This is a genomic window from Acinetobacter sp. GG2 (assembly GCF_000292385.1).
Classification (GTDB): domain Bacteria; phylum Pseudomonadota; class Gammaproteobacteria; order Pseudomonadales; family Moraxellaceae; genus Acinetobacter; species Acinetobacter seifertii.
On sequence record NZ_ALOW01000032.1, the window covers coordinates 60,753 to 73,282 of the forward strand.

The following is a 12,530-nucleotide window of genomic DNA, read 5'->3' on the forward strand; positions in this document are numbered from 1 at the left end:
GCGCTTTTTTATTGAGTAAGTTTTAATTAAATCATTCTGGCATCTTTCAATTCTAATTTTAAATAGGCATAAAAGATTGGCGCTGCAATAAGGCCGCCTAAACCGAAAATTGACTCAAAAATTAACATGGCTAATAAAATTTCCCATGCATTGGCATTAATTTTATGTCCAATAATTTTCGCATTAATAAAATATTCTAACTTATGTACTAATACGAGATAGAGCAGAGCAACACCTGCTAAACCCAGTGAAACCGTAAGCGCAGCAATAAATGTGAGCGTATTTGAAATTAAGTTGCCTAAAATCGGAATTAAACCAAACAAGAAAGTAAGAATGGTTAATGTTTTAGCGAAAGGGAGATGAACACCCCAAATCGGCAATATTACAAAAGCAAATAAGATAAAGAGCAGTGTATTAATTGCCGAAATTTTAATTTGGGCAAAAACGACATTTCTAAAAGAAATTGATAACTTTTGAATACGTTGGATGAGTAAAGACTTAAATACAGGCTGTGGTGTACGACGATGAAAGCCATGAATCGCCACCAAAATACCAATAATAAGGCCCATAATCATCGTTACAAAGTTATGTAAGATATCGGAACTGGCATTTTTTAATGTCGTCACGTTATCTTTCATAAATGCAAAAATTTCATCTTTTAGTTCTGTAACGCTATCTGGAATATAACCTGGAAGATATTTGCCAACTTCGGTTTGTAAGTGCAATAGCGTTTGATCGACTTTATTGTTGATATTATGAATACCTACACCTTTTAAGTCATAAACGACAAAGCTAATTAAACTTGTTATAAAAAAGGCGATGAGTGAAACCGTGATAATACTCAGTAAAATACTAATAAAAATGCGGGCTCTTTGACCATCAATATAACGTTCAACAATAGAGCTTAAACTAATAATAATTTCATAAATGAGAAAGCCAGCAAAAAAGCTTGCTAAGAGATGCAAGGGGATAACCGAAAGCAAAAAAATGCCCATCAGAATATAGCTTGCAATCAGGCTTTGACGATTACTCAAACTTTGCATGTGAATCCCTAAATATCGTGGGGAAATATGGGTATATATTGCTAGAATAATAATTACTTATACTCTTGCATGTTGGTTGCTTCAATCTGTGAATTATATTTTTATCAAGAAATAAGTATGTCTGTATAAAAAATGGCTTGTACAATTACAAACCATTTTGTGTTTATCTTATCGTATCTTTGCTTCGTCTAGATGACGAGCACCTTCTAAAATCATTCTTATCATGATCATGGTTTGTTCTGCGACTTCTGCACGTTGATGGACTGGAAGATCCAGCACTTTAGCACCCATATGAAATACAAGCTGTGTAATTGCTTTTGCAACAAGCTCAGGATGATATAGGTGATTGTTATTTAAACGCTCTAGACGGATTAAATCTTCTTGTAGTTCTTGTTGGAAGAAATTGAGCTGGCGGTCTACCGCAGCTTTATAAGAAGCTGAACCTGTAAAGCCTTCGCGTAACAATAGGCTTAAATTACCTTCGTCTGCATCAAGCTGTTGAAGAAAAATTTCTACAGAACTACGAATAATGCTGTCTTGGAAAGATGCACGCAAACGAGCTTGACGAATAATCTTACGTAAAACGATACCTGCGCGGTCAATCAGTGAAATGGCTAACTCATCAATATCTTTAAAGTGACGATAAAAGCTATTTGGTGCAATACCAGCTTCCCGTGCGACTTCACGTAAACTTAATGAGGCGATACTTTTTTGTGGACCGATCAGGTTAAGAGCGGCCTGAAAAAGTTCGTCTTTGGTAATCGTCGCTTTTCTTCCAACAGAACGCGTTGCTGTTTTTATTTCAATGACATCTTGTGAAGAGGCTGTGTCATTTTGGCTCTGAGAAAGTGAGGTTTGGGTCATGCTTTTCAATATATTCTTAAACTGTCTGGATTATAGCGTTAGACAGGTAACTTGTGAAATTGTAATTAAAAGTACGGGTGTATATACAAATATATATACATGTGTATAATAATTAAAAAAGAGCGACAGAGCCCTCAGTTATGCAAGCAATCGAAAAGAGAAATTCTCTATTCAATTCATTAACACAAGCTGTATTTGACAAAAATATAGCGAGTTTCTGGCTACAAAAAATAAATCCTTTATGGTCTGTACAGCACGGACTAGTTCAAATTGTAAAAAAAGAATTCGTGGCTCATGACACTGTGAGCCTTACTCTAAAATGCAACCGTTTGGTCAAAACGGGCGCAGCAGGTCAGCATCATCCAGTTATTGTTGAAATTGCTGGCCGCCGTTACGAACGTACTTATAGCTTGACGCAAATCGATGCTGAGCACTTACGTTTAACAGTTAAAAAAGTTGCGGATGGTATTGTCAGTAACTGGTTTATTGCTGAAAGTAAAATTGGCGATATTTTTGAGCTTGGTCAACCTTATGGTGACATGCAACAAAATATTCAGACACCGAAATTAATTATGTTGGCTGCAGGCAGTGGCATTACACCAATGTTGAGTTTAATTACAGCAATTAAGCAAAGCCAGCAGTTAGAAAAAGTACAAGTTCAGCTTTTATATTGGGTAAAACAGCGCTCTGATGCTGCTTTTACAGAATATTTTGAGCAAGTTGCTGAACAAAATCCAAACTTTAGCTATCAGGTGTTTTATACGCAAGAAACACCTAATGATGAGCGTTTAAATGCTGAACATCTTGCGTTAGTTGATGATATTGAAAACAGCACGGTCTACGCATGTGGTCCATCTGGCTTTGTTTCAACTGTCGAAGAGCTTTTTGAAAAAGCACCAGCCTTACTGACTGAAGCTTTTAGTTTAACTAATGAAAGTTCTGCAGATGATGTTGGTTATGTAAATGTCACATTAACCCAGTCTAATAAAGTGATTGCAATTCCTAAAGGCCAATCTATTTTAGTCAGCCTTGAGCATGAAGGGCTTAAGCCAACACATGGTTGCCGTATGGGAATTTGCAATAAATGTGTTTGTAGTAAAGCGCAAGGTTCTACCCGTAATTTACTAAACGGTAGTCAAAATACTGAACCAAGCCAGTTACTTAAGATTTGTGTCAACTCAGCACAATCCGATCTAGTTATTGATCTTTAAGAGAGAACTCTGATGAATATGCCAGTGAAAGTCGAATATTTTAAAAATCCTAAAAATCGCGATTTGACTCCAGCAGAGCTTGAAGCATTTGCAAAAGAGCTTGATCAGATCAAACAAGAAGTATTGGATGATTTGGGTGAAAAAGACGCTAAATATATTCGCCGTGTCTATGCCGCAGTTCGTTACAGTGGTCTTTTAGGTCGTGCTTGTCTATTTGCTGGATGGTTTCCGCCAGCATGGGTTTTAGGAACAGGTCTATTAGGTTTCTCTAAAATTATGGAGAACATGGAGCTTGGTCATAACGTGATGCACGGTCAATATGACTGGATGAACGACCCTAAGTTTAATGGTCAAACTTATGAGTGGGACACCGTAGGTACATCTGATAACTGGCGCCAAACGCATAACTATAAGCATCATACCTATACCAATATTAAAGGTGTTGATGATGACATTGGTTATGGCTTGCTCCGTTTATTCCCAGAGCAACGTTGGAAACCAGGTTTCTTACTCCAACCTGTTTATAGCATTCCGTTTTGTTTATTGTTCCAGTGGGGCGTAGCAATTCAGAATCTTGAAATTGGTCGTGTTCTTTACAAACGTAAGACTAAAGCCAAATTTTTAGAAGAGTTAAAACCAGTTAATAAAAAAATTGGTAAACAACTTTTTAAAGACTATGTGTTCTTCCCATTAATTGCAGGGCCCGCAGCGTTGCCTGTATTTACTGGAAACCTAGTTGCAAATGGTCTGCGTAATATGTGGACATTTACGATTATTTTCTGTGGTCACTTTACAAAAGATGCAGAGGTGTTTCCAAAGTCTGTTTTACAAGAAGAAAGCCGTGGACATTGGTATATGCGCCAAATTCGTGGTTCTTCAAACCTAAAGGGTTCAGAAGCATTACATATTTTAAGTGGACATTTGAGCCATCAGATTGAACATCATTTATTTCCTGATGTTCCAGCACGCCGTTATCGTCAAATGGCTCCAAAAGTTGAGGCTGTATGTGAAAAATATGGTATCAATTATAACAATGCGAGTCTGGTGAAACAGTTTGGACAGGTTGTAGGTCGTATCTTTAAATATGCTTTACCTTTTAAAAAATAAGTCAAAAAAGCCCTGAAATTTCAGGGCTTTTTTAGAGCAATAAATTATTTAAACTGGATTGAACCGTTTGCATTTACAGTAATTTTAGACTCACCAGCAGCCATGTCTTGAGCCGGTGCAGCTTCTGCCATAGTAAATTTAGCCATGCTGGCACGCATTACGGGTTGAGGGAAATAGTTGTTAGTGTTCAAGTTTAAATTGACCAATGTATATTGGTTTTTATTCCATGCTTGAGTCAACATTTGAGCACGTTGTTGGAAGTTTTTAGATGCTTCTACCATCAACTCATTTTCAACTTTTTTACGTTGTTCGTCAGAAACCGTAAAATTAATCGATTGAGTTTGGAAGTTTTGCTGTAATTCGTTCACTAACTGGCTAGCGGCTTTAAAATCTTTACTTTCAAGACGAATTTCTGCACGACCACGCCATTCTTTTAACTTATTGCTATCGTTATCGTAAATTGGATAAGTGCTTTGAGCACCAGTTTCCACTTTTACTTGCGGGTATTTACGAGAAGTTGCAAGCGCTTGATTCATTAACTGGTTAATCTGATTTGAAAGTTCAGCAGGCTGCTTGTTACTTTTTTCAATATACAAAGTGGCATGCATTTCATCATTAGATACCTGACGAGAAGCTTCAGCTTGTACATTTACAATATTGTAGTGAAGGGTATTATCATCTTGGGCAAAAACCATAGGGCTGAGTACCGTACCAAGTAGAAGAGTAGATATTGCTAAAGTACGCATAAATTTATCCTTTAAAAATTAATATAAATTTAATTTTTTTCATTAAGAAATGTTAAACATAAGTTATGCATAACTTTGGCAGATTTTGTGGGGTATTTGTAATATTTAAATCATTTTTTTTAATTTTTGGTAAGAATAAAAACTATAAAAAATAAAAGCTTAAAATTAAAGTGTTTCAATGTAACTTAAAGAATCAAACTAATATAAAAAAAGAATATTTTCTTTAGGTTGTCACATAGTATGATGATAATTCATCATAACTATTGGGATAATACATATTTTCAATAAGATTAGATGAGTAAAGTACACAAAAGACGTTTTTTTTCTTGCAAAATTAGGTATCATCGCGCTCCTAGTTACAAGATATAAAATATGTGTCTTCGCTAGTTCTATAAAGCACCGAGTCAAAGGACCAAAAGTCACCAGACTTATTTCTTTCTACCCTTATCAGAGATGGTAATCCGATATGAGCGTTACTTCTGTCAACCCTGCCGATAATGCTACCAACGAATATTATTTGACTCGCCAAAGTCAGATGGAATCGAATGTTCGTAGCTATCCACGTAAATTACCGTTAGCGATAGCGAAAGCACAAGGCTGCTGGGTTACTGATGTTGAAGGTACACAGTACCTTGATTGTTTAGCTGGGGCAGGTACATTGGCTTTAGGTCATAATCATCCTGCGGTGATTCAAAGTATTCAAGACACATTGGCAAGTGGTTTGCCATTGCATACTTTAGACTTAACCACACCTTTAAAAGATGCGTTTACTGAAGCGTTGTTAGCATATTTACCAGGCGGTAAAGAAGAGTACTGCTTACAGTTCTGTGGTCCTGCTGGTGCAGACGCGACTGAAGCAGCGGTTAAACTTGCTAAGACTTACACTGGTCGTAGTTCAGTAATCAGTTTTTCTGGTGGTTATCATGGTATGACCCATGGTTCACTTGCAATGACTGGTAACTTAAGTGCGAAAAACTCGGTTAACGGTTTAATGCCAGGCGTACAATTCATGCCATATCCGCATGAATATCGCTGCCCACTTGGTTTGGGTGGTGAAGCTGGTGTTGATGCTTTAACTTACTATTTTGAAAACTTTATTGAAGATGTTGAAAGCGGTGTAACAAAACCTGCTGCTGTGATTCTTGAAGCAATTCAAGGTGAAGGTGGTGTTGTTACTGCTCCAGTAAAATGGTTGCAAAAAATCCGTGAAGTGACTGAAAAGCACAACATCGTTTTAATTTTAGACGAAGTTCAAGCTGGCTTTGCACGTTCAGGCAAAATGTTTGCGTTTGAACATGCAGGTATTGAACCTGATGTTGTTGTAATGTCTAAAGCAGTAGGTGGTGGTTTACCACTTGCAGTATTAGGTATTAAACGTAAATTTGATGCTTGGCAACCTGCTGGTCACACCGGTACTTTCCGTGGTAACCAACTTGCTATGGGTACAGGCCTTGTCGTATTAAAAACGATTAGCGAACAAAATCTTGCTCAAAATGCGCAAGAACGTGGTGACTTCCTACAAGCTGAGTTGAAAAAATTAGCTACTGAATTCCCATGTATCGGTAACGTACGTGGCCGCGGTTTAATGATTGGTGTTGAAATCGTTGACGAGCGTAAACCTGCTGACCGTATCGGTTCTCATCCTGCTGACTCTCAGTTAGCGGCTGCGATCCAGACTGCTTGCTTTAACAACAAGTTATTGCTTGAAAAAGGCGGTCGTAACGGTACAGTAATTCGTTTACTTTGCCCACTTATCATTACTCAAGAAGAGTGTGTGGAAGTAATTGCCCGCTTTAAGAAAGCAATTGCAGAAGCATTGGTTGCAGTACGAGGCGCGTAAGAATGGTGGATTTTGCAGAACATCGTAAAGCGTTACTCTGCAATGATGCACAATCCATTGCTGACTATGAGTCAGCAATGGGCGAAGCGGTAAAAGCCGTTTCAGCATGGTTGCAAAATGAAAAAATGTACACAGGCGGTAGTATTAAAGAATTGCGTTCAGCAATTTCTTTCCAACCTTCAAAAGAAGGTATGGGTGTACAAGAATCACTTCAACGTATGATTGAGCTTTTCTTAAATAAAAGCTTGAAAGTACACCATCCACATTCATTAGCGCATTTACACTGCCCAACTATGGTGATGAGCCAGATTGCGGAAGTGTTAATCAATGCAACTAACCAGTCTATGGACTCATGGGATCAAAGCCCTGCAGGTTCATTAATGGAAGTTCAGTTGATTGATTGGTTGCGTCAAAAAGTAGGTTATGGTTCTGGTCAGGCAGGTGTATTCACTTCTGGCGGTACTCAATCTAACTTGATGGGTGTTTTGCTTGCTCGTGACTGGTGCATCTCGAAAAACTGGAAAGACGAAAATGGTAATCCATGGTCTGTACAGCGTGATGGTATTCCAGCTGAAGCAATGAAAAACGTCAAAGTTATTTGTTCTGAAAATGCGCATTTCTCTGTGCAAAAGAACATGGCAATGATGGGCATGGGCTTCCAGTCAGTTGTGACTGTTCCTGTGAATGAAAATGCTCAGATGGATGTTGATGCTCTCGAAAAAACGATGGCACATCTTCAAGCTGAAGGTAAAGTTGTTGCTTGTGTTGTTGCGACAGCAGGTACAACCGATGCTGGTGCAATTGATCCATTGAAGAAAATTCGTGAAATTACAACGAAATATGGTTCATGGATGCACATCGATGCTGCGTGGGGCGGTGCACTGATTTTGTCAAATGACTATCGTGCAATGCTTGATGGTATTGAGTTGTCTGACTCGATTACCCTCGACTTCCATAAGCATTATTTCCAAAGCATTAGCTGTGGCGCGTTCTTGTTGAAAGATGAAGCGAACTACCGTTTCATGCACTATGAAGCTGAATACTTGAACTCTGCTTATGACGAAGAACATGGTGTACCAAACCTTGTTTCTAAGTCATTACAAACGACTCGTCGTTTTGATGCATTGAAATTGTGGATGACAATTGAATCACTAGGTGAAGACCTATATGGTTCAATGATTGACCATGGTGTAAAACTGACTCGTGAAGTTGCAGATTACATCAAGGCAACTGAAGGTTTAGAGCTTTTAGTTGAACCACAATTTGCTTCGGTATTGTTCCGTGTTGTGCCACAAGGCTACCCAGTTGAGTTTATCGATAGCTTGAACCAAAACGTAGCAGATGAATTGTTTGCACGTGGTGAAGCAAATATCGGTGTAACAAAAGTGGGTGATGTACAGTCATTGAAAATGACAACATTAAGCCCTGTTGTGACATTTGAAAATGTTAAAAACCTTTTAGGTCAAGTATTGGCTGAAGCTGACCGCATTAAAGATGCAATTGCTTCTGGTAACTATGTACCACCAATCGACTAATTGAGTTGATAACAAAAAAAGCTCGGTTTATTGCCGGGCTTTTTTATTACATATTATTTTTATTTAAAGTGTGCATCACAAGAGAGTAATATGCACAAAACATGCATATTTTCAAAAAACAAAAATAATTATGCATGATTTATGGGGAGCAAATTTCTTATTGTATTGGTATGTTCCCGATATTTTGGGTCGCATTGATATATCAATATCGTACTTACTTTAAATAATCCCGCTTTAACTGAAAAAAGTAAGTGGCTGTAATTACAATTAAGACAAGGAAGAAGAAATGCAACAAGCGAATATGCTCAATGAATTTAAACTCATTATTGGCGGTCAACTTTGTTCAGGTGAGCAAGGTGAACTAGAAATTCTAAACCCTGCTACTGGCTTAACTGCTGCACGTTGCGCAAAAGCATCAGTTGCACAGGTCAATCAGGCAGTGAGTGCAGCTAAACAGGCATCTAAAGCTTGGCAGCAAGTTTCTCATGATGAACGTAAGTCAATCTTAAACAAGATTGCAGATGGCATTGAAAAGCACGCTGAAATGCTTGCAGAGTTGGTTGTACTTGAACAAGGTAAGCCACTGGCACTTGCGCAAATGGAGGTGCAGGGTGCAATTGGCTGGACGCGTTATGCGGCTGCTATGGATTTACCTGTAGAAGTAATTGAAGATAGTGAAACCAAGCGTATTGAGCGCCATCGCCAACCATTAGGTGTAGTGGCTTCAATTACGCCATGGAACTGGCCACTCATGATTGCGGTTTGGCATATCATGCCTGCTTTACGCGCGGGTAACGTTGTTATTAGCAAACCTTCTGAATACACGCCACTATCAACTTTACGTTTATGTGAAATCATTCAGCAAGAAGTTCCTGCTGGTGTTATTTCAATTGTGGTTGGTGCTGGTGAGATTGGCGAAGCGCTATCTTCTCATCCAGATGTACAAAAAGTCGTGTTTACGGGTTCAACTCGAACAGGTCAGCACATTATGGCTGGTGCAGCTCAGCAGTTAAAACACTTAACTCTAGAGTTGGGTGGTAATGATGCTGGTATTGTATTGCCAGATGCAAATATCGATGAAATTGCAGCCAAGATTTTTAACATGGCGTTCTTAAACGCTGGTCAAACATGTGCAGCCTTAAAACGTCTATACGTGCATGAAAGTCAATATGAGGCTTTATCGCAAAAGTTAGCTGACATTGCCAATGCTCAAGTTGTCGGTGATGGGATGGCGTCTTCTACCACATTTGGCCCAGTACAAAACCAAATGCAATATAACAAAGTGAAAGCGCTTATTACTGAAGCGATTGAACAAGGTGCAAAAGCACTTTCTGGACAACAACAGCTACCAGAGCAAGGCTACTTTATTGCGCCAACTATTTTGACTGAAGTTTCTGACTCTTGTCGCGTGGTGCAAGAGGAGCAGTTTGGTCCAATATTGCCTATCTTAAAATATACAGATATCAATGATGCAATTGCTCGTGCCAATGACAGTGAGTTTGGTTTAGGTGGCTCAATTTGGTCTTCCGATATTAAAGCTGCTCAAACTTATGCTACTCAACTTCAATGCGGTACTGTTTGGATTAATACCCATGCAGAAGTCCTGCCTCATGCACCTTTTGGTGGCTGGAAAATGTCTGGTATAGGTGCTGAGTTTGGTTTGGAAGGTTTGCTTGAAAATACGATTGGGCAAACGGTTCATATCAGTAAAGTCTAAATATTAATTTTAAGGCGGATCTAATATCCGCCTTTTATTTTCATTCATAAGGTAGAAAAGCTTGGCTTGCTTATTGGGAGTGATGATAGCTCATACTTTTAGGTTTGATTAAAAAATGATTCTGTTCTTTAATTTTTTTAAGAACAATGTAAGACTTTATGTGACCAATAAAATTATAAGAAAGCAATCTTTCAGTCACAAATTGGGAAAGCTGTTCTAAGTTTTCAGCAACGACTTTTAAAATAAAATCTGCATCGCCACTAATTGAAAACGCATCTTGAATATTATCTTCGGCTTCAATCAATTCTTGAAAAGCTTGCTGTGACTTTGCCTCGTGTGTTCTTAAATTAATGTGAATCATTGCTGTAACTTCCAGTCCTAGCGCCTGCTGCTGGATGCGCGCGGTATAACCTAAGATTATGCCTTTTTGCTCAAGTAACTGTCTTCTTCTAGAACATTGCGAAGCAGATAAACCGATTAAATCTCCTATTTCCTGATTGGTGAGCCGTCCATTCTTTTGTAGTGCTTGAATGATTTGCCAGTCGAACTTATCCATTGCATAAAATCCTTTTATGATACACAAATCATGTATTTTTATTAAAATGCGTTTTCATTATGCACGAAATCTAAAAGGTAGATGAAATATTATTTTTCTATGGAATAAAAATTGGTCTCAAAGGATATAGAGCAATGTTCATAGAAATCGGTGACTTTTTAAATCTTCGTTTAAAACAAATGGGTATCCAACATCTCTTTGGTGTACCTGGTGATTTTAACCTCTCATATCTAGAACAAGTTGAAGCAGACCCACAACTCGAATTTATTGGAAATTGTAATGAATTAAATGCTGCCTATGCAGCAGACGGTTATGCACGAATTAACGGTTTTTCTGCCTTGGCAACCACTTATGGTGTAGGTGACTTAAGTGCGATTAATGGTATTGCAGGTGCCTACGCAGAAAATGTACCTCTTATTCATATCTCAGGAATTCCACCGTTACATGCAGTTCAAAGGGGTACTCTCATACACCATACGCTTGTCGATGGTAACTATGACAATATTATGAACTGTATGAAAGAGTTTACAGTTGCCCAAACTCGTTTAACTCCAGCAAATGCAGCCTTTGAAATTGACCGTGTATTACGTCAGTGTTTCCTTGAACGCCGTCCTGTACACATTCAACTACCAGGCGATATTACCCACGTTAAAATTGAAGTATCTGAGCGTCCCCTGGACTTAAGCTACCCAGCTGTTGAACCTGAATTATTACAAACTGTGGTAAAAAAACTTTGTGACATTATTGAGAATGCTCAAAGCCCAGCACTTCTTATTGATAATGAAGCTTCAGTTTTTGGTGTAACGTCGCTTTTAAATGATTTATCTCAAAAATGCTCGATTCCATTTGCAGGTATGAATACTGCAAAAAATATTATGGATGAAGGCTCACCTCGTTATATTGGAACTTATGTAGGTGGGGCAAGCCAGCCGCATGTGAAAAATATCATTGAACAATCCGACTGTCTAATTGGTATTGGTGCACGTTTTACCGATGTGGGTTCAGCTGTATTTACTCATCAAATTGAAACCAAGAACTACATCGAAATTAAATCTTATGGCCTAAATATTTTTGGTCAGGATTTTCCAGGTATTGAGATTGGACAATTACTTGTTGAGCTAAATAAAAAAGTTGCGCCACGTAAATCGTCAACACCTCTTCTCGAAAAACAACCTCAGAAAGTAGTTGAAGCTCCAGCTCAACAAAAACTAAGCCAAGATGTGCTTTGGAATTACATTTCAGGATTCTTAAAAGAAGATGACGTGATTATTGGTGAAGTCGGGACATCAAACTCTGCTTTGTCGGGTATAAAGCTCCCAGCTACAGCTAAATATATTGCACAGCCGCTTTGGGGTTCTATTGGTTACACCTTACCAGCTTTGCTTGGTAGTTTGTTGGCTGCTCCAGAACGCCGTCAAATTTTATTTATTGGCGATGGTTCTTTCCAGCTTACCGTACAAGAACTCTCTACCATTATTCGTCACGGTTTAAAACCAATTATTTTCTTGTTGAACAATGGCGGTTACACCATTGAACGATTAATTATGGGTGAAAATGCTGCCTATAACGACGTGCAAAACTGGAAATACACTGAAATTCCTGCGGTATTTAACGGTAAGAAAGGCCATACCACTTATGTGGTTGAAACCGCAGGACAGCTAAAGAGCGTTTTAGACAATGTTCATTTAAATGACCAGTTAACTTTTATTGAATTAAAACTACCTGCAATGGATGCACCAGTAAGTTTGAAAAAATTTGCTTCTGTGATTGCACGTTTTGACTACGGCGATCGTGGCTACGAAATTTTAAAGGAGCGTTCCCAGCCAGTTAAATGTAAGGATGCAAGCTCGTTTTAAATAGAAGATAGGACAAGTCTTCTCAAAATTAAATGGACTCATATTAAAGCAACTT

Annotated in this window: 10 protein-coding genes; 6 read left to right on the forward strand and 4 right to left on the reverse strand. The window is 38.3% G+C overall.

All coding sequences use genetic code 11. From position 1 onward, the window contains the following. Nucleotides 1–26: 26 nt before the first annotated feature. On the reverse strand, nt 27–1,043 hold the full coding sequence (locus B554_RS0108345) for an AI-2E family transporter (protein WP_019457711.1): 1,017 nt from the start codon (nt 1,041–1,043) through the stop codon (nt 27–29). Nucleotides 1,044–1,211: 168 nt separating this feature from the next. Then, nucleotides 1,212–1,907 carry an HTH-type transcriptional repressor FabR gene (gene fabR / locus B554_RS0108350; protein ID WP_019457712.1) on the reverse strand — a complete coding sequence of 232 codons (696 nt, stop codon included), beginning with the start codon at nt 1,905–1,907 and terminating at the stop codon, nt 1,212–1,214. A gap of 140 nt (nt 1,908–2,047) precedes the next feature. Between fabR and B554_RS0108355 the strand changes: the two genes are divergently transcribed. Continuing rightward, on the forward strand, nt 2,048–3,118 hold the full coding sequence (locus B554_RS0108355; protein ID WP_019457713.1) for a ferredoxin reductase: 1,071 nt from the start codon (nt 2,048–2,050) through the stop codon (nt 3,116–3,118). 12 nt (nt 3,119–3,130) lie between these two features. Further along, nucleotides 3,131–4,225 (forward strand): fatty acid desaturase family protein, encoded by a 1,095-nt coding sequence (locus B554_RS0108360; protein WP_004700103.1) that lies wholly within the window; start codon nt 3,131–3,133, stop codon nt 4,223–4,225. A gap of 44 nt (nt 4,226–4,269) precedes the next feature. Here B554_RS0108360 and B554_RS0108365 read toward each other — a convergent pair whose 3' ends face one another. After that, nucleotides 4,270–4,971 (reverse strand): SIMPL domain-containing protein, encoded by a 702-nt coding sequence (locus B554_RS0108365; protein WP_019457714.1) that lies wholly within the window; start codon nt 4,969–4,971, stop codon nt 4,270–4,272. A gap of 466 nt (nt 4,972–5,437) precedes the next feature. Here B554_RS0108365 and B554_RS0108370 point away from each other — a divergent pair, with 466 nt between their 5' ends. The 3 genes from B554_RS0108370 (at nt 5,438) to B554_RS0108380 (ending at nt 10,063) form a co-directional block, all read left to right on the forward strand. Then, nucleotides 5,438–6,811 carry a diaminobutyrate--2-oxoglutarate transaminase gene (locus tag B554_RS0108370; protein ID WP_004700112.1) on the forward strand — a complete coding sequence of 458 codons (1,374 nt, stop codon included), beginning with the start codon at nt 5,438–5,440 and terminating at the stop codon, nt 6,809–6,811. Between the two features lie 2 nt (nt 6,812–6,813). Further along, complete coding sequence (locus tag B554_RS0108375; protein ID WP_004700113.1) at nt 6,814–8,346, forward strand: pyridoxal phosphate-dependent decarboxylase family protein; 1,533 nt, start codon at nt 6,814–6,816, stop codon at nt 8,344–8,346. A gap of 286 nt (nt 8,347–8,632) precedes the next feature. After that, on the forward strand, nt 8,633–10,063 hold the full coding sequence (locus tag B554_RS0108380; protein ID WP_019457715.1) for an aldehyde dehydrogenase family protein: 1,431 nt from the start codon (nt 8,633–8,635) through the stop codon (nt 10,061–10,063). Between the two features lie 70 nt (nt 10,064–10,133). Here B554_RS0108380 and B554_RS0108385 read toward each other — a convergent pair whose 3' ends face one another. Continuing rightward, nucleotides 10,134–10,619 carry an Lrp/AsnC family transcriptional regulator gene (locus B554_RS0108385; protein WP_004700117.1) on the reverse strand — a complete coding sequence of 162 codons (486 nt, stop codon included), beginning with the start codon at nt 10,617–10,619 and terminating at the stop codon, nt 10,134–10,136. A gap of 134 nt (nt 10,620–10,753) precedes the next feature. Between B554_RS0108385 and B554_RS0108390 the strand changes: the two genes are divergently transcribed. Beyond that, nucleotides 10,754–12,475 carry an alpha-keto acid decarboxylase family protein gene (locus B554_RS0108390; RefSeq protein WP_019457716.1) on the forward strand — a complete coding sequence of 574 codons (1,722 nt, stop codon included), beginning with the start codon at nt 10,754–10,756 and terminating at the stop codon, nt 12,473–12,475. The last annotated feature ends 55 nt before the right edge of the window (nt 12,476–12,530 follow it).

Excerpts from the sequence above, each read along its gene's own strand:
- B554_RS0108345 (WP_019457711.1), bottom strand. The coding sequence starts at position 1,043 with ATGCAAAGTTTGAGTAATCGTCAAAGCCTGATTGCAAGCTATATTCTG.
- fabR (WP_019457712.1), bottom strand. The coding sequence starts at position 1,907 with ATGACCCAAACCTCACTTTCTCAGAGCCAAAATGACACAGCCTCTTCA.
- B554_RS0108355 (WP_019457713.1), top strand. The coding sequence starts at position 2,048 with ATGCAAGCAATCGAAAAGAGAAATTCTCTATTCAATTCATTAACACAA.
- B554_RS0108360 (WP_004700103.1), top strand. The coding sequence starts at position 3,131 with ATGAATATGCCAGTGAAAGTCGAATATTTTAAAAATCCTAAAAATCGC.
- B554_RS0108365 (WP_019457714.1), bottom strand. The coding sequence starts at position 4,971 with ATGCGTACTTTAGCAATATCTACTCTTCTACTTGGTACGGTACTCAGC.
- B554_RS0108370 (WP_004700112.1), top strand. The coding sequence starts at position 5,438 with ATGAGCGTTACTTCTGTCAACCCTGCCGATAATGCTACCAACGAATAT.
- B554_RS0108375 (WP_004700113.1), top strand. The coding sequence starts at position 6,814 with ATGGTGGATTTTGCAGAACATCGTAAAGCGTTACTCTGCAATGATGCA.
- B554_RS0108380 (WP_019457715.1), top strand. The coding sequence starts at position 8,633 with ATGCAACAAGCGAATATGCTCAATGAATTTAAACTCATTATTGGCGGT.
- B554_RS0108385 (WP_004700117.1), bottom strand. The coding sequence starts at position 10,619 with ATGGATAAGTTCGACTGGCAAATCATTCAAGCACTACAAAAGAATGGA.
- B554_RS0108390 (WP_019457716.1), top strand. The coding sequence starts at position 10,754 with ATGTTCATAGAAATCGGTGACTTTTTAAATCTTCGTTTAAAACAAATG.